Genomic DNA, 19,044 nt, shown 5'->3' on the forward strand with positions numbered 1-19,044 from the left:
ATATTTTTCATAGCAATAGGTAGTGACCAAAAATAATTTAGATAATTTTGGTCACCATATGTTATTTAAATTTTGATAAAACAGCTTGAACTATGTCATTTGATAATCGATTGTTCTATTTTGTGTTTTAAATTAATAGATTGAAATTAGTCGAGAGGGGTAATTGTCTATTTACCATCAAAGTCAAAATAACCTGATTCAGAAATTGCCTCTTCAATGCCAAAGTCTTTATTTGCTACTGTGATAGATACATCGCAAAAGTATGATGTATTTCTAACATTAGGGTGTTTTTTCTTTGAGCAGTTGATTTTATCGATGGTCGTTTCTACAAGCCCCATAGTAGCTCCAGTTGCTTCAATGATGCCTTGTTCAACAAGAGACTCAACTTTTTTCGAGTCGTTGCCACAGCCAGTTATAAGAATAGTAGCAAGGCTAATGGTGAAGATTCTAATCGTCATGATGGTAACTTTAATATTAGTTAAAGGTCTTTATTTAAGTCGTCAGTTTGGCTTTGACTAGCCACTAAATCAAACTATTGAGTGTATATATTGTGCGATTGCTCTTGCAAAGACTAGGCTTGGCTTTCCGCTGTATCCAATACTTTGTTGTTAAACTCTTTTGTGCCTTTGTAACCCATAAATAGTGCTACAGCCCAAATGATGAAACTAATTGGAGATGCAATCACGGTAATTGCACATACAATAGCAATGATTAGATTAATAATACCCCACATGACGCTTCCTGCGTACATTTGACCAGCACCTGGAATAAAGAAGCCAAGTGCTAAGGCAACAATTGGGTTCTTCATGTTGTTCTTAAGTCTAGCTTCTTTAATTGAGTCGTTCATTTTAATCCCCTAATTAGTGTTTGTGTTCTAAAAGGTTAATCCACGTAGAACAATTAAGTCAAATGCATTAATTGTTTCACTTTTATTTTATTTTTGTTAATTGTCATGGAAGTGTAATAAATTATATTTGTAATAAAAAGTTCTGTCAGGTTTTTTTACGTACAACCATTCCAATGTCAATAATTTATTTTGGGTGATTTCTATTTCGTGATTAAAGGTTAATAACCATCTCAATTGCTCGATAATTGATCGCCAAGCAGATGCGTACTGTTTCTATAAACTCAGTTTCTATGGGCTAGTTGAGTTTTAAAAGTGCTTTTTCGAACACTTATGTCTGATTGACTTTTGAGCGCGTCATTGTAGCCATGCGCAAATTGAGTTTGCACTAGAAACCATTTGTAACATAATTTATTGGTGCCGATGAGTGTTCCATTTTTGTGATGTTTGTTCAGATTTTTATCGATGGGTTTATTTTGATTGAGTGAGCTTATGGTTGTAGATAAGGAACTTTAACTAGAAAGTTTGATGGCGGTCACTTTTTTTACTAACCAGATGGTAAGTTTTTTTGTGAGAGAGTGTCTAATTGATTCTTTTTGTTGCAATTTGAGGTTTGTAATCTTCGAACTTAACCAGTTTTTCGGCGTGATAATGAGGTGAATTTCAATATAATCATATATTAACGACAAGATTTGCCCCTTGAACGTTGTAATATCTCAAGCTTAATTGACCACTGAATAGCCCTTTATATCGCGGCATTGCGATTTCAGGTAGTGATAACCAAGCTTGGCTTTCCACTCCGTTATAATCCCATTTTTCAGAGCTGTTACTCTTTCATTTCTGGGATGTCCGTCTTTCCAAAGTGCTGAATTTTTGTGTCGTAAGTCTCCCCCCTCTGAGACGGCGCGGATCTTTCTACGTAAAGAAATAAATAATGTTGGCATCACCTCATTATCGCCAAGCTTTACAAGGCTAATCTAATAACTAATGGCTTCGTGGATATCAACGTCAAAGCTTACGCTATGTTCTCTGCTTTTCGAGCCATGTTTTTCATCTTTTACTCACTCTCTCTAAAGGTCCTGAGTTCTGTTGAGTCTATGGCTATGTGGTGAGCAGCACCTTTATATTTATTCCAATATTTAACTTTACCGTTTGTGAGCGATAGCTTATACAGGTGTAATTAAAGGGGGGGGGGCTAACCTCAATCCCCCCACTTATTTATCTTGGTTCGACTGACTTGGAGATATTTTGCAATTTGTGTACGAGAGAGGCCTCTTAAACGTGTGCGAGTAAACGCACACAAATCAATGATGAAAATTGGAAGGGATTGGTATTTCGTAGCAGGTCATTTCGTGAAGGCTGCTTAGTTCACACTAAAATGTAGATGATAGAGGCCCCTTTGCGGAGCCTTTCACTTTGTAACGATAGCTTATTTGATGGCGAAGGTTGGCAATGATAAATGCCAACGAATAGCGCCAAGCCTGATCAATAGTGTTGAGAACACGCCGGCCAGAAATGCAGTTTCTGAGTCGTGCCCCATGCTGATCGCCACGGTATGGAAAGCGCCACCAATGATACAAGCGGTCGCGTAGACTTCACTTCTTAGAATCATAGGCACTTCACGGGCAAGTACGTCGCGGATAATACCGCCACCGCAGCCGGTGATGACACCCATGATGATCGCCACTAGTGCTGAATCTTGATAGATAAGTGCTTTTTCTACACCAATGCCAACAAACACCGCTAGGCCAATCGCATCACATACCGGCAATATCCACCAAGCCAGACGTTTCGGGCGTCTTACAATAATCATGGTCAGCAAACAGGTGATGATGATGACCCAAAGGTAGGTGGTATCGGTGATCCAAAACACGGGAGTTGCACCCAATGCCATGTCACGAATTGTGCCGCCGCCAATCGCGGTTACACTGCCTAGAACGGCGACGCCAAAGGGATCCATCTTAAGACGGCCAGCGACAAATACGCCTGAGACGGCAAAGATGGCAGTGCCAAATAAATCGATAATATAAAGCAGCATGGAGTCCATGATACTGGTGCTCTTATAGTTAAAATTGTAGGGACAGGTCGGTGGCGAATTGTACGAAAAAACGCAGCAAATAGTTAGTGATTTTGCCTAGCTCTATCGAAGAAATCGCACACTTGTTGGATCGCTTTCAAAGTTCTCGTTGTCGGGCGATTAATCCAGTCTGAATTGAGGGACCAAATCTGATTTTGAGCGACTGCTGGGATTTCATCTTCCCATGTTTGCCACATGGTTCCATTCTCAATCGCGTGCTGAGAAGTGAAAATCACTTGCGGTTTTCTTAATACAACTTGTTCAATACCAACTTGCGGATATGGCGAGGCGCTGTCTTCAAAAATATTGTGTCCACCACAAAACTCAAACACCTCACTTGGCCAGTGTCCTTGAGCAACAGTGATGATCGGCTTTTCACTGAGCTGGTAGAAGTAGTTTACTGGCTCGGCATCTTTGTATTCTAGTCTCAACGCGTTGAGCTGCTCTCTGTATTGCTGAGCGTTATTTTCGCCAATGCTTGGATCGCTAGCGTATTCGCTCAGTTGTTCAATATTGGTTGCGATACTGTCTAGGCTTTTGGTCTTGGAGTAGTAAATATTAAAACCAAATTGCTCTAGTTTCGCGAGCTCTCTGGGCGGGTTTCCCGCTGGCCACGCAAGAATCAAATCAGGCTGAAGTGCGATGATCTTCTCAACCTTGATACCTTGATAGTTTGCCACTTTTTCAAGCTTATCGGCTTGTGGTGGGTAATCACTTCGTTCACTTACGGCAACAAGGTTGTTGCCTAAACCAGCGCTGTACGCGAGTTCAGTGGCATGAGGAGCAAGGCTGACTACGCGTTGAGCCGGCTGTACTTGTTCTTGAGTCCGTGGTGCTTCTTCTGCAAATGATAAAGGCAGCCATAAGCTGGAAGACAAAATAGTAAGGCTTGTAACAAGTGCTGAAGGTTTCACTCTAAATCCCTTGGTGAATAAATAGTAAGGCTAGGCTTTGTAAAAATATCCAGATAGCGATGCGACCAAAGAGTAGTTTCTGAACCTGAGATAGATGCAGAGCTGACGGTGCGATTCTTCCGCCTACTTTCGCGCGAATGGCTTTAGTGTTGTCGTAAATCGCAGGGCCACCTAATGATAACTCCAGCTTGTTGCCAACAGCCGTGATTAACCAGGCTGGGCCGGGTAGTGGCCAAGAGCGACTTTGGACTAGCATCATCTTAAATGTGTGCGTTGCTTTATCACCAAAGACGATCATCAAGGCAAATAAGCGCATTGGTATAAGTTCTAGGATAGCGACGATCTTGATTGCCGTTGAGCCGAAAGGAGAAAACTGCTTGCGACTTGGCGACCAAGCTCGAGCTAACTCGACCACAAGGCGATACATTAACGCAGCGATTCCACCACCAATGGCGTACCAGAACAACACACAAACTACGTTACGAGCGTAACCCATGATTATGGTTTCTGTGGCGGCTTTGCCGAGGCCAAGTGACGAAAGTGATTCGGTTTGACGGTTGACAATCGGAGCCAGTAACTGACGAGCGGCCGCTTTATCTTCTCGGCCAAGTACTTTGATCAGTTGGTTAGCCAGCTTTTCATTATTGCGCCAATCAATCGCGAGTAATAACAGTGCCAATTCAAACAGTTGAGATTGCCAAACCAATGGTTGCAGTGCCAATAGAATAACCAGAGTTGGCAGTACCATTAACCCCCAGGCTAATGTGCCTGAGATTAAACTTTGGGAATAGTTGTGGTTGTTATTAACCTTGCTTGCTAAAAGCTCAGCAAACTTATGCCATAAGGTCGTGGGGTGTGCGGCATGGGGGATAGGTAAAATTAAATGAAAAAGCAGTGCTCCCCACATCACAAGGAGCACGCCATTTGCAAATACCTGATCAAACAGTGTTTGCATGTCTAGTCGCTTACTTTAGTAGGGCAACCATCTTGATAACCATTTCAGAAGAGCTTTGCGCTGCTAGTGGCAGGAACTCTTCGAAGCTCATTGGTGATTCTTTGTCTGCAACATCAGAGATTGCACGAACAACCACGAATGGTACTTGGAATTGGTGACAAGCTTGAGCGATAGCCGATGCTTCCATCTCTACAGCAACAACAGATGGGAAGTGCTTGCGGATGAACTCTTGGCGTTCTGCTGTGCAAACAAATGCGTCGCCAGTACAGATAAGACCGCGAACGGCATGCTTGTCTTCCATTTGTGCTAGTGCTTGTTCAGCAACAGCCATCAGTTTGTCGTCAGCTTTGAACGCTGCAGGTTGACCTGCCATTTGGCCGATTTCGTAACCGAAAGCTGTAACGTCTGCATCGTGGTGTCGAACTTCAGTTGAGATAACCACATCGCCAAGGTACAGTGTTGAATCAAAACCGCCAGCAGAGCCCGTGTTAAGAACGACATCTGGTTGGTATTCGCTTAGTAGGATTGAAGTACCAACAGCCGCTGCTACTTTACCAATGCCAGATTGAAGCAAAACAACGTCAACACCATTTAGCTGACCAGAGAAAAAGGTACAACCGCCTTTATTAACTTCAGTAATGTCTGAAATTGCTGCTTTTAGGATCGCAACTTCTTGCTCCATTGCGCCAATGATGCCGATTTTCATGTGTAGTCTCTTAATAAATAATATTTAAACAGTAGAGCGAAATTGTAGCATGGATAAGAAGTGTCGAGCGACTGCCCAGAGGCACTTCTCATCCGAATAGTAGCGATTTATCTGCGTATTCTTTTATCTATTTGATTAGGCCTTCGCTTTTCAAGCTAGCACGAAGTTGTTCAGCTCGTTTTCGGTTTACGCCAAAATCAGAATGGCCAGTACGAGACTCTGAACGCACGATCAGTTTGCCATCCGTGATTTTAAGTTCTAAGTCATCGACAAAACGCATGATGCGCGAAGTACATTCAACACGCAGATAATCTTCTGTTTTACTCGCGGTTTTTGATCCCGGTAAGGTTAGCGCAACCTGCTCAATCGCATCTAAGCTCGCTGAATCTGACAACTCAAACGCGGCCAATGCATGTTGCTCACGATCATCTTGAGTTGATACGCAGTTTGGTTTGTCTCCACAAGGTGATGAAGTTCTGTCTTTCATGTCCGTGATTCCTTGGCTGCAAGCGGTTAACGTTAAAAGTGATAACGAGAGGAGAGCTGCTTTTTTCATAATGTTTCCTATGGCGTTGTTTTAATTTTAGTTATAGGTATTGGCTTGTTTGCGATTGTTTTACGTATTTTTCGATATGCTTGTGATAAACGTATCTAATTCAAAAAAGGATCCATCATTGGATCCCTTTTTTATAGTAACGGCCTGAGTAATAAAGGAAACCTTAGATTAGTCACACTTCTAGGTAGTCCAAGATCCCTTCTGCGGCTTTACGGCCTTCATCGATAGCGGTCACCACTAAGTCAGATCCTCGAACCGCATCGCCACCTGCAAATATCTTGCTGTTGGTGGTTTGGTATTGAAACTCTTGTTTGTTAGGAGCCTTGATGCGACCCCACTGATCGAGCTCCACACCGAAAGGTTCTAGCCATTCCATCGTATGAGGTTGGAAACCAAATGCCATAATTACGGCATCAGCCTCAAGAACATGCTCACTGCCTTCGACAGGTTCTGGACGACGACGGCCTGCTTCATCAGGCTCACCCAAAGCGGTTTTCACGAATTTCACACCAACCACATGACCAGCGCTGTTAAGCTCTAAGCCGATAGGTTGTAGGTTGAACTTGAACTTCACCCCCTCTTCACGTGCATTTTTTACCTCACGGCGAGAACCTGGCATGTTGGCTTCATCTCGGCGGTAAGCACACACCACATCTGCCGCATTCTGACGAATAGAGGTTCGAACGCAGTCCATCGCCGTATCACCACCACCAAGCACGACGACTTTCTTACCTTGCATATCGATAAATGGGGTTGGGTTTTCCAGTTCCATGACCTTGTAGGTATTAGAAATCAAGAATGGCAGAGCATCATAAACGCCCGGTGCATCTTCGTTGTCTAAACCCGCACGCATGTTTTTATAGGTGCCGACACCAAGGAAAACAGCGTCGTAGTCATCGACGAGTTGCTGAAGTTGTACATCTTTGCCGACTTCGGTATTCATTTGGAACTCGACGCCCATCTCGCTAAAGATACGGCGACGATTTTCCATGATGCCTTTCTCAAGCTTGAACGATGGAATACCAAACGTCAGTAGGCCACCGATCTCCGGATAGCGGTCAAACACAACGGCTTTTACGCCATTACGAACTAGGATGTCAGCCGCCGCTAGACCTGCTGGCCCCGCACCGATGATCGCGACCTTTTTATCAGTCCACTCAACGTGAGACATGTCAGGCTTCCAACCCATCTCAAAGGCTTTGTCGGTAATGTACTTTTCAATATTGCCAATGGTTACGGCACCGAAATCGTCATTGAGGGTACAAGAGCCCTCACACAAGCGGTCTTGAGGGCAAACTCGACCGCAAACCTCAGGCAGGCTGTTGGTTTGGTGAGACAGTTCAGCGGCTTCGATAATGCGCCCTTCATTGGCAAGCTTAAGCCACTGAGGGATGTAGTTGTGAACAGGACATTTCCATTCACAGTATGGGTTACCACAGTCTAAACAACGGTCTGCTTGCGCTTTCGCTTGCTGTTTAGTGAAAGGTTCGTAGATCTCTACAAACTCAATCTTACGTATCTTGATTGGTTTCTTCGCTGGGTCTACGCGATTCACATCAATAAATTGGTATACATTCTGGCTCATTATTGGCTCCTTCCAATTATTGCGCTTGAACACGAAGTTCAGCAGAGCTGCGGCTTTGGTGACCGAGCAAGGTATTAAGATCCGCCGTCTTTGGCTTCACTAGGTAGAACTTCGGAATCCATTCATCAAAGTTCGCCAGAATCGCTTCAGCGTGTACTGAACCTGTCTCTTCTAAGTGCTCTGCAATTAAGCCACGCAGATGTTCTTGGTGGATAAATAAGTCAGACAGAGAAAGTGCCTCGACCGACTCGTTATTTACTCGACCTTGGAAGTCTTCGTTCTTATCCATGACATAAGCGAAGCCACCTGTCATACCTGCACCGAAGTTGACGCCAGTTGCGCCAAGAATGGCAACAATACCGCCGGTCATGTATTCACAGGCGTTGTCACCAGCGCCTTCAATCACAGCAACCGTGCCTGAGTTACGCACGCCAAATCGCTCGCCGGCAGTTCCTGCTGCAAATAGCTTGCCTCCGGTTGCACCATACAAACAGGTGTTACCGATGATGGTCGCTTCGTTACAAACAAATGCAGTGCCTTGGTGAGGCTTGATAACCACTTTGCCGCCAGCCATGCCTTTGCCAACATAGTCATTGGCATCGCCCGTTAGGTATAACTCGACGCCACCGGCGTTCCAAACCGCAAAAGATTGGCCTGCTGTACCATCGAGGTACAACTTAATTGGTGAGCCCGCCATGCCTTGGTTACCGTAGCGTTTCGCGATTTCGCCAGAGATACGAGCGCCAACCGAGCGATCGGTGTTGATTACGTTGTAGTAAAGGCTGGTGGATTGACGTTTCTCAATCGCATCAATGGCATCATCAAGGATCTGCTGGTTGAGCTGAGCCTTATCAAATGGTGCGTTTGGCTCGGTCCAAAACAGAGGGTGACCTTCTGGAGATACCGGAGCTTCGAGTATTGAAGAGAGATCGAGCTTGTTCTGTTTCGCGGTGAGGCCTTGAACGGCTTCAAGTAAGTCAGTACGACCAATCAGGTCCGTGAGTTTTTCTACGCCGAGTTCTGCAAGGTATTGGCGAACTTCATCGGCTAGGCCTGTAAAGTAGTTCACCACCATGTCTGGCAGGCCTTTGAAGTATTCGCGGCGTAGTGTTTCATCTTGAGTCGCAACACCCGTCGCACAGTTGTTTAGGTGACAAATTCGTAAGAACTTACAACCCATTGCGACCATTGGCGCGGTACCAAAACCAAAGCTTTCTGCACCGAGAATCGCACCTTTAATCACATCAAGGCCAGTTTTTAAACCACCATCGACTTGCAGGCGGATCTTATGACGAAGCCCGTTAGCAACCAGTGCTTGTTGAGTTTCTGCTAAGCCAAGCTCCCAAGGGCAACCTGCGTATTTTACCGAGGTTAGAGGGCTTGCCGCGGTACCGCCATCGTAGCCAGAAATGGTGATCAGATCGGCATAGGCTTTCGCTACACCAGTTGCAATCGTGCCTACACCCGGTTCCGATACTAACTTTACTGAAACCAAGGCTTTAGGGTTCACTTGTTTAAGGTCGAAAATCAGCTGCGCTAGATCCTCGATAGAATAAATATCGTGATGTGGAGGAGGGGAGATCAGTGTCACCCCTTGAACTGAATATCTCAGCTTAGCGATTTCTGCGGTAACTTTATGGCCGGGCAGTTGACCACCTTCTCCAGGCTTCGCACCTTGCGCGACCTTGATCTGCAAAACATCCGCATTGGTTAAGTAATGTGGCGTCACACCAAAACGACCGGAAGCTATCTGCTTGATACGAGAGTTACGGTCAGTACCAAAGCGTCGAGGGTCTTCACCACCTTCACCAGAGTTTGAGTAACCACCCAAGCGGTTCATCGCCATTGCTAATGCTTCATGCGCTTCTGGGCTCAAAGCACCGATCGACATTGCCGCAGAGTCGAAGCGTTTAAACAGATCGCTGTTAGGCTCGACTTGCTCTAGTGGTAGAGGCTGATCGGCTTTTTTGAGGCTCATTAAGTCGCGTAACATCGCAGCTGGACGAGCATTTACTTGCTTAGCAAAAGAGAGATAATCCGATGTCTCACCTGTTTTTACTGCAGTTTGCAGAGTGCCAACCACATCAGGGTTATAGGCGTGATATTCGCCGCCGTGTACGTATTTGAGTAAACCACCGTGCTCGATTGGCTTACGCTTAGTCCAGGCTTTACGAGATAAGTTATAGATATCTTGCTGGAAATCGCTAAAGCTTGCGCCTTGGATTCGAGTGGTAACTCCGCGGAAACAGAGCTCAACAACATCGGAATGAAGGCCAACGGCTTCGAAAAGCTGTGAACAGCGATAAGAGGCAATGGTTGAAATTCCCATCTTCGACATGATCTTGTACAGACCTTTGTTGATGCCGTTTTGGTAATTTTGCATTGCGGCACGATAATCTTTATCTAAAGAGCCATCATCCAACATTTTACCTAACGCTTCATAAGCGAGGTATGGGTAAACCGCGGTTGCACCGAAGCCAAGCAGCACAGCAAATTGGTGTGGGTCGCGCGCAGTTGCTGTCTCAACAACGATGTTGGCATCACAACGCAGGTTGGTATCAGCAAGCCTTGTTTGCACCGCACCAACCAACATGGCTGCAGGGATCGGTAGTTTTCCTTTCTCTAAACCTTTGTCCGACAGCACAACTAAAACCGCACCTTCGCTGACTTCTTGTTCGGCGCTATCACATACTGCTTTGATTGCTTGTTCTAGATCTTGGTTATTCGGGTCGTAGTGCATGCTGAGAATGACATGACGATAATGTTTTTGACTCAACTGCAGAATCTGCTGCATGTCTGAGTAAAGCAGTACTGGTGAATCAAACGTGACACGATAGGCGTGACCGTCTGTTTCACAGAACACGTTCATCTCTTTCCCAATACTGGTCGCCAAAGACATCACGTGTTTTTCACGCAATGGATCAATCGGTGGGTTGGTGACTTGTGCAAACTTTTGACGGAAGTAATCAGTGACCAAGCGTTCTTTTGAAGAGAGCACAGCCATCGGCGTATCATCGCCCATCGAGCCTACGGCCTCTTGTCCCATATCACCAAGCACACGCAGTACTTGGTCCGACTCTTCGTTGCTCATCGCAAACTGTTTTTGGTAGGTCTTGAGCGTGTCATCGTCAAAGCTGCGCTTACCGACTTGCTCATCGGGCAGATCGGAAAACGGTGTGAGTTTGTGAACGTTCTTTTCCATCCACTCTTTATAAGGATGGCGACCTTTAAGGTCATTGTCGATCTCGTTAGATTGCCACAATTTACCGCGGCGCGTATCTATGACGAGCAATTCACCTGGGCCGACACGGCCTTTCTCTGCCACTTCATCTGGCGCGTAGTTCCAGATACCGACCTCAGATGCCAAGGTGATCAGGTTGTCTTTGGTGATGACATAACGCGCAGGACGCAGGCCATTTCTATCGAGGTTACACGCAGCGTAACGACCATCAGAAAGTACGATACCTGCAGGGCCATCCCACGGTTCCATGTGCTTGGAGTTGAAGTCGTAGAATGCACGTAGATCTGGGTCCATATCTGGGTGGTTTTGCCAAGCGGGCGGCACAAGCATGCGCATCGCTCGGAACACATCCATACCACCGGCAAGGAACAGGTCGAGCATGTTATCTAGGCTTGATGAATCTGAGCCTGTCTCATTCACAAAGGGTGCGGCGGTTTGTAAATCTGGCAGCAACGGCGAAGAGAATTTATAGGCACGAGCCTTAGCCCATTGTCGGTTACCTTCAATGGTATTGATCTCACCATTGTGCGCTAAATAGCGGAATGGTTGAGCCAGTGGCCAACGTGGCTGAGTATTGGTTGAGAAACGCTGGTGGAACAGACATATCGCCGATTCCATGCGTAAGTCTGCAAGATCGAGGTAAAATCGCGGAAGATCGGCTGGCATACACAGACCTTTGTAGACCATTACTTGTGTTGAAAGGCTACAAATATAGAAATCTTTGTCTTCGGTGATCTGTTTTTCAATTCTGCGACGAGCGATATAAAGGCGTCGTTCAATATCGCGTTCACGCCAACCCGCGGGGGCCGAGATAAACACTTGCTGAATATTGGGAACTGAATCTTTGGCAATCGGACCTAATACGTCGGTGTTGGTCGGTACTACGCGCCAACCTGCAACCGTTAAGGTCTCTTGAGCGAGCTCTTTATTGACGATGTCTTGCGCGGATTGCGCTTTGATTGGATCTTGGCTGAAGAAAATCATGCCGACAGCGTATTGCTTGCCGAGCTTGAAGTTATTCTCTTCAGCAATAATTCTGAGATAAGAGTCAGGCTTCTGTAGTAATAAGCCACAGCCATCCCCGGTTTTACCATCCGCAGCGATACCACCACGGTGTGTCATGCGATCGAGGGCTGAAATAGCAGTTCTTACCAACTTATGACTAGGTTGGCCTTCCATTTGCGCTATTAAACCAAATCCACAGTTGTCTTTTTCAAGACTAGGATCATATAGAGCCATTGCAATTCTCCCTTTTGCTTCTCTGTCATCCAGACAGTAAATGACTAACTATTCATATACTTGTTGTTTTTTATAAACTGATAGTTTGCTTTAGCCAGTTAAAACGTTATTGGTTGTGTTAACAAAACCGATTGATTTTATTTTCATCAGCTTTACAACGTATAGCTAATTGTGTTTAAGGTCAAGTTCATGGTTAATTATCATGCATAAACGCGATTAGCCACTTAATAATCTAAAATAGTCGATGGATATCAATGAGATATATAAGGTGAATGTTAACGAGATTTAACATATACAACAGGATGATTTTGAAAACGACAAATGCCAGATAGAAAAAAGGCTAGCATCGAGTGCTAGCCAAATATAAAAGTTAGGAAGGGTATTGCTTTTCCTCTAGGCTAACGTAATTGACGTTAGCCCGAGAAATATTATGCGGAAAGCATGAGTGAATCAGCTTTCGCTTCTAAGTTTGAGTTACCCATTAAGAAGTCATCAATGGCAATTGCACATTCACGACCTTCATTAATACAACGTACAACTAGAGATTGACCAGTACGCATATCACCAGCAGCGAAAACGCCTTTCTGGTTCGTTGCAAAACCTTCAGAAGCGACGTTACCGCGCTCGTCCAGTTTAATGTCTAGTTGAGCAAGCACGCCGGTTGGCTCCGGGTGTAAGAAGCCCATTGCTAGGAATGCCATGTCACAAGGAATAACACGTTCAGAGTTCGCGACTTCATCAAAGCCTGGACGCTCACCTGGTTTCGCATCTTGCCAAACGATGTCAGCAATACGTAGACCCGTCACTTGACCTTGCTCGTTACCGATGAACTCTTTGGTTAAGATGTTCCAGTGACGTTCACAACCTTCTTCGTGAGAAGTGGTGGTTTTCATGATCATTGGGTATTGAGGCCAAGGCATGTTTGCAGGGCGCTTCTCTGGTGGGATCGGCATGATCTCAACCTGAGTAATGCTCGCTGCCTTATGACGGTTTGATGTGCCCACACAGTCAGAACCAGTATCACCACCACCGATAACCACAACGTGCTTATCTTTAGCGTGAATCTCTTCTGTTTTAAGATCTAGGTTGTTAGCACGGCGGTTGTTTTGACCAAGGAATTCCATGGCAAAGTGAACGCCTTTCAACTCACGACCAGGGATTGGCAAGTCACGTGGAACCGTAGAACCACCCGTTAGCAATACCACATCAAACTCTTGGCGTAGCTGCTGAGCGTTAACATCAACACCGATGTGTTGGTTAACTTTAAACTCAACGCCCGCTTCAGCCATTAGGTTGATCTTACGATCAATCACGTCCATACCCAGTTTGAAATCTGGGATACCGAAGCGAAGTAGACCACCGACTTTCTCGTCACGTTCAAATACCGTTACCGAGTGACCAGCGCTGTTTAGCTGCTCCGCTGCGGCTAAGCCAGCAGGACCTGAACCGATAACTGCGACAGTTTTACCTGTGCGAGAGCGTGGTGTTTTAGGTTTTGCGTACCCTTCACGGTACGCAGTTTCAACAATCGTTTTCTCGATATTACAGATAGTGATTGGGTCTTGGTTGATACCAAGAACACAGGCACTTTCACAAGGAGCAGGACAAACACGACCGGTAAACTCAGGGAAGTTGTTGGTAGAGCTTAGGATATTCCAAGCCTCTTCCCAGCTGTCACGGTAAACCGCATCATTGAATTCTGGGATGATGTTACCAATCGGACAGCCGTTGTGACAGAAAGGTACGCCACAGTCCATACAACGAGAGGCTTGAGTATTGATCTTTTCACCAAACTCTTCGTTAAGTACGAACTCTTTGTTGTCTTCAATTCGAACTGACGGGTCGAGCTTCTTTGGAAGCTCACGACCGTGTTCTAAAAATCCAGTAGGCTTACCCATTATACTGCCTCCACTTCTTCCGTTTGTGCCTGTTGTGCTTCAGCTTTACGCTTTTCAAGAACCGCTTTGTAGTCGCGTGGCATTACTTTAACTAGCGATGCAACACTTGCTTCAAAGTTGTCTAGGAAAGACTGAGCAACTTCACTTCCTGTGAATTCAACATGCTTCGTTAGCATATCTAGTAGAAGATCTTTATCTTCTTGTTCAATTGGATCTAGGTCTACAAGTTCAGAGTTCAGCTTGGTTTCGAAGTCACCCGCTTTATCCCATACATAAGCCACACCGCCACTCATGCCCGCAGCAAAGTTACGACCTGTTGAGCCAAGGATAATCGCAACACCGCCAGTCATGTATTCACAACCGTGGTCACCAACGCCTTCAACAACAACCTTAGCACCAGAGTTACGAACACAGAAACGTTCGCCAGCCATACCGCGAATGAAAGATTCACCTGAGGTCGCACCGTAGAAACATACGTTACCTACCACGATGTTGTCTTCAGCAACGATAGTCGATTTCGCATCTGGGTACAGTACCAAAGTACCGCCAGACAGACCTTTACCCCAGTAATCGTTCGCGTCGCCTTCTACTTCGAACTTAACGCCTTTCGCAAGGAACGCACCGAAAGATTGGCCAGCACTACCGTGGAACTTAACGTTCATTGGTTGTGGTAAACCTTGGTCTTTGTAAACCTTCGAGATTTCGTTCGACAGCATGGTACCTGCAGAGCGGTCCGTGTTGATGATAGGGAAGCTTGCATTCACGGCTTCGCCTTTCTCAAGAGCTGGAATCGCAGCTTGAATCAACTTGCGGTCTAGAACGTCTTCTAGGTTGTGGTTTTGTTGTGTCTGGTTGTAGATACCATCTTCTTCACGCGCCTGCTCGATGTGCAGTACCGGTGTTAGATCTAGGTTCTTGTACTTCCAGTGACCGATGTCATCACGAACTTTAAGTTTGTGCGATTGACCAACCATCTCATCGATAGAGCGGAAGCCAAGTTCAGCCATTACTTCACGCAGGCCTTCAGCCATGTATTGGAAGAAAGTGACTACGTCTTCTACGCGGCCGTCGAAACGCTCACGCAGAGTCTTGTTCTGTGTTGCGATACCAACAGGACATGTATTCTTGTGACACTTACGCATCATGATACAGCCTTCAACCACTAGAGCTGCTGTTGCTACGCCCCATTCTTCAGCGCCAAGTAACGTTGCTACTGCAAGGTCACGTGGTGTTTTCATCTGACCATCAGACTGAACAACGATACGGTTACGTAGGCCGTTTTTCAGTAGTGTTTGGTGCGTTTCTGCTAGACCTAGTTCCCAAGGCAGACCTGTGTGACGGATAGAAGACATCGGAGATGCACCCGTACCACCATCGAAACCTGCGATAAGTACTACGTCAGCTTTCGCTTTTGCTACACCTGATGCAATCGTACCTACGCCAGCTTCTGATACTAGCTTCACGTTGACACGGCCGTTACGGTTCGCGTTCTTCAGATCGTAGATTAGCTGAGCCAAATCTTCGATTGAGTAGATATCGTGGTGTGGCGGTGGCGAGATAAGACCTACGCCTGGAGTCGAGTGACGCGTTGCGCCGATCCAGTCATCAACCTTATCACCAGGTAGTTGACCACCTTCGCCCGGTTTCGCACCTTGAGCCATCTTGATTTGTAGCTCATCAGCGTTAGATAGGTAGTAAGACGTTACACCAAAGCGACCAGAAGCCACCTGTTTGATTGCTGAACGTTCCCAGTCGCCGTTTTCTTTACGTTCGAAACGTGCTGGATCTTCACCACCTTCACCTGAGTTTGATTTCGCGCCAATGCGGTTCATCGCAACAGCCAGTGTTGAGTGAGCCTCATGCGAGATTGAACCAAAGCTCATTGCGCCGGTTGCGAAACGCTTAAGAATGTTCTCGATTGGTTCTACTTCTGCTAGAGGAATAGAGCCTGCAGGGTTCTTGATGAAGTCCAGTTGGCTACGTAGCGTTGCTGCGTTGTCGCCTTGGTCATCAACTGCTTTTGCGTACTTCTTGAACTGACCGTAATCTTTGTTACGCGTCGATTCTTGAAGTAGAGAAATCGTTTCTGGGTTGAATAAGTGTTTCTCACCACGTTGTTTCCACTGGTAAACACCACCAACATCAAGGATCTGAGCTGGAATTTCACGAGCTGGGTAACCAACACGGTGACGAACCAATACTTCTCGCGCGATATCGTCGATCGTTAGACCTTGGATACGAGAAACAGTACCTGTGAAGTATTTTTCAACCACTGATTTGCTAACACCAAGTGCTTCAAAGATTTGTGCACCGTGGTAAGACTGCAGCGTAGAGATCCCCATCTTAGAGAAGATCTTAAGTAGACCGCCGTTAACACCTTTACGGTAGTTATCGAATAACTCACGTGGGTGTACGTTTGGATCTAGCTTCTTAGTACGTTGCAGTTCAACAATCGTTTCAATAACTAGGTATGGGTTAACTGCGTTTGCACCATAACCGATAAGCGTTGCAAAGTGGTGTGTCTCACGAGCGTCGCCCGTTTCAACAACGATGTCACACTTAGCACGTAGACCTTTACGGATTAGGTGGTGGTGAACCGCGCCAACCGCCAGCATTGCTGGAATAGCGGCATGGTTAGAGTTAACCGCACGGTCTGTCAGTAGGATGATAGAGTAGCCATCAATCACTGCGTCTTCTGCGTATTGGCAGATACGCTTAAGTGCGCGCTCTAACTTACCTTGGTCGCCATTTGCTTGGAATACGATATCCAGCGTCTTCGCCTGAAGGTGCTCGTTATCGATTGCACGCAGTTTTTCTAACTCAGAGTTAGACAGTACTGGAGACTCAAGTTCTACTTTTTGACAGTGCTCAGGTGTTTCAGCAAGTAAGTTCTGGTCTTTACCTAGGTAAGTGTTCAGAGACATAACCATGCGCTCACGAATCGGGTCGATCGGCGGGTTAGTTACTTGTGCAAACAACTGTTTGAAGTAGTTTGAAAGGTGCTGCGATTGGTGAGAAAGAATCGCTAGCGGCCAGTCAGCACCCATTGCAGAAAGTGGCTCGTAGCCTGTTTTCGCAAGAGGTAGAATGATTTCGTTTACTTCTTCAGAACTCACGCCAAACGATTGTTGTTTGTGTAGTAGTTTCTCTGGAGAAGGTTGGCTAAATTCGTTGCTCGCATCCGGTAGCTTTTTCAGGCTCAGAAGGTTCTCTTCAACCCACTTTTCGTAAGGTTGTGCTTTAGCAATGCTGTCTTTCACTTCTTCATCAGAAATGATGCGGCCTTGCTCAAGGTCAGCAACGAAGATACGACCTGGTTGTAGACGACCACGGTACTCAACGTTTTCAGGTGCAATCTCAACAACACCAGACTCAGACGCCATTACTAGGAAGTCGTCTTTAGTTACTGTGTAGCGAGAAGGACGCAGACCGTTACGGTCAAGTGTTGCACCTACTTGAACACCATCGGTGAAACATACTGATGCTGGGCCATCCCATGGTTCCATTACGTTCGCGTGGTACTGGTAGAACGCACGACGAGTTGGATCCATGTTTTTGTTTTCTTGCCATGCTTCCGGGATCATCATCATCAACGCGTGTGGCAGAGTACGACCTGAAAGAACAAGTAGTTCCAGTGCCATATCGAAGTTTGATGAATCCGAACTACCTTCCTGACAGATAGGAAGCAGCATGTCGATTTCAGCTTGTGTAAACAGGTCCGATTCTAGGATTGCTTCACGTGCTTTCATCCAGTTCAGGTTGCCGCGAACCGTATTGATTTCGCCATTGTGCGCGATGTAACGGAAAGGCTGAGCTAGACGCCAACGTGGGAATGTATTGGTAGAGAAGCGAGAGTGTACTAGTGCTAGAGCTGTCACCATGGTTGGGTTTTGCAGATCTAGGAAGTACTGAGGAACTTGTTCAGTTGTTAGCTGACCTTTGTACACCAATGTCTTGTAAGACATAGAGTTGATGTAGAAGTCATCACCGATATTTGAAACGCTTTCTAGGCATACACGAACCGTGTAGTTACGTAGAACATACAGTTTACGCTCAAGCTCTTCTGGTGTGATACCAGGGCCGCCAGAAATAAATACGTGTTCAAATTGAGGTTCAGTGCTTAGTGGGTCAGCACCAATCATTGAATTGTCCGTTGGAAGTTCACGGTAACCGATAACTTCTAACTCAAGGCGTTGTGCATTGCGTTCTAGAATGTCACGACACTGTGCACGTTTGTGTTCATCTTTAGGGAAAAGTACAACACCAACACCATATTTTTCAAAAGATGGCAGCTTAATTCCAAGCTTTACGGCTTCTTCTAGTAAGAATTCGTGCGGCTTCTGTAGCAGGATACCTGCACCATCACCAGAACACGGATCGCAGCCTTGGCCGCCACGGTGTTCCATACGTGCAAGCATATCGAGTGCTTGAGTTACTACATCATGAGATTTGCGATTCTTTAGATGCGCAACAAAACCGATACCACAAGCGTCATGCTCCAATTCAGGAGTATACAGACCCTGTGAGTTCTGCTCTTGATCTACCATAGATACATCCTTCCAGTTAAATCTAGGCGCAACTTATTTGTATAAAGTCAGCCTTGTCCTTTTATATTTATGGGTCTAAACCTGCCTATGCTGGCGGTTTGAATCCTTTCCGTATCTCGCAGGAAAAGTATTGCGAGAAAAACAATCCTTGGTGATACCTGTTTATTTTTAACCACAAACTAGTGGTTTATATAGGTGGGAGTTAGATATCACCGACTTATTAGCAAGTTTTCGTTGTAAGTAAATACTCAAAAATAGCCAATATGTGTAAGTATCCTACAATTTTGTCTGGGCGAATTGCAATGAAAGTTGACCCATGTAGACCATTTTTTTCGTTTTATTTTGAATTTAATGCCTAACAAATGTGCAACATTAGGCAAATAGAGCCGATTTTTTTGCATGTTTATTGATATTTGTTAGGTTGCTCGCAAAAAGCCTTGAGTAAACTAATTGGTCGAATTTTGCAGGGATGTAATTTTTTT

11 protein-coding genes and 1 pseudogene are annotated in these 19,044 nt (G+C 45.6%); all 12 read right to left on the bottom strand.

Features of this window, described 5'->3' with window-relative positions:
- Positions 1 to 167: 167 nt before the first annotated feature.
- The 12 genes and pseudogenes from AB4323_RS06850 to gltB (AB4323_RS06905) all read right to left on the bottom strand — a co-directional run bounded on the left by AB4323_RS06850 (position 168) and on the right by gltB (AB4323_RS06905) (position 18,562).
- Positions 168 to 458 carry a hypothetical protein gene (locus AB4323_RS06850; RefSeq protein WP_372151988.1) on the bottom strand — a complete coding sequence of 97 codons (291 nt, stop codon included), beginning with the start codon at positions 456 to 458 and terminating at the stop codon, positions 168 to 170.
- Positions 459 to 571: 113 nt separating this feature from the next.
- Positions 572 to 847 (bottom strand): hypothetical protein, encoded by a 276-nt coding sequence (locus tag AB4323_RS06855; protein WP_017066511.1) that lies wholly within the window; start codon positions 845 to 847, stop codon positions 572 to 574.
- A 669-nt stretch (positions 848 to 1,516) separates the two neighbouring features.
- Positions 1,517 to 2,026: pseudogene (locus tag AB4323_RS06860) on the bottom strand (IS5/IS1182 family transposase); the annotation flags it as partial.
- A 247-nt stretch (positions 2,027 to 2,273) separates the two neighbouring features.
- Entirely contained in the window at positions 2,274 to 2,891 is a 618-nt protein-coding gene (locus AB4323_RS06865; RefSeq protein ID WP_017070823.1) for a TRIC cation channel family protein, read from the bottom strand.
- A gap of 74 nt (positions 2,892 to 2,965) precedes the next feature.
- A complete protein-coding gene (btuF, locus tag AB4323_RS06870; RefSeq protein ID WP_017066512.1) occupies positions 2,966 to 3,835 on the bottom strand; it encodes a vitamin B12 ABC transporter substrate-binding protein BtuF in 870 nt (289 codons plus the stop codon).
- Position 3,836: 1 nt separating this feature from the next.
- Positions 3,837 to 4,790 carry a cobalamin biosynthesis family protein gene (locus AB4323_RS06875; protein ID WP_372151990.1) on the bottom strand — a complete coding sequence of 318 codons (954 nt, stop codon included), beginning with the start codon at positions 4,788 to 4,790 and terminating at the stop codon, positions 3,837 to 3,839.
- Positions 4,791 to 4,800: 10 nt separating this feature from the next.
- Positions 4,801 to 5,496 (bottom strand): 5'-methylthioadenosine/S-adenosylhomocysteine nucleosidase, encoded by a 696-nt coding sequence (gene mtnN / locus AB4323_RS06880; RefSeq protein WP_017066514.1) that lies wholly within the window; start codon positions 5,494 to 5,496, stop codon positions 4,801 to 4,803.
- Positions 5,497 to 5,623: 127 nt separating this feature from the next.
- Positions 5,624 to 6,052, bottom strand: coding sequence for a DUF1499 domain-containing protein (locus tag AB4323_RS06885; protein ID WP_017059301.1), 429 nt, complete (start codon positions 6,050 to 6,052; stop codon positions 5,624 to 5,626).
- A 172-nt stretch (positions 6,053 to 6,224) separates the two neighbouring features.
- On the bottom strand, positions 6,225 to 7,637 hold the full coding sequence (locus AB4323_RS06890; RefSeq protein ID WP_017059302.1) for an FAD-dependent oxidoreductase: 1,413 nt from the start codon (positions 7,635 to 7,637) through the stop codon (positions 6,225 to 6,227).
- A 16-nt stretch (positions 7,638 to 7,653) separates the two neighbouring features.
- A complete protein-coding gene (gene gltB, locus AB4323_RS06895; protein ID WP_372151992.1) occupies positions 7,654 to 12,117 on the bottom strand; it encodes a glutamate synthase large subunit in 4,464 nt (1,487 codons plus the stop codon).
- Positions 12,118 to 12,545: 428 nt separating this feature from the next.
- Positions 12,546 to 14,015, bottom strand: a complete 1,470-nt coding sequence (locus AB4323_RS06900; RefSeq protein ID WP_017066517.1) for a glutamate synthase subunit beta — start codon at positions 14,013 to 14,015, stop codon at positions 12,546 to 12,548.
- A complete protein-coding gene (gene gltB / locus AB4323_RS06905; RefSeq protein ID WP_017072314.1) occupies positions 14,015 to 18,562 on the bottom strand; it encodes a glutamate synthase large subunit in 4,548 nt (1,515 codons plus the stop codon). Before gltB (AB4323_RS06905) ends, AB4323_RS06900 begins: the two co-directional genes overlap by 1 nt.
- Between the last annotated feature and the right edge of the window lie 482 nt (positions 18,563 to 19,044).

It is taken from the genome of Vibrio sp. 10N.261.52.C11 (assembly GCF_041471405.1).
GTDB classification, from domain to species: domain Bacteria; phylum Pseudomonadota; class Gammaproteobacteria; order Enterobacterales; family Vibrionaceae; genus Vibrio; species Vibrio crassostreae_C.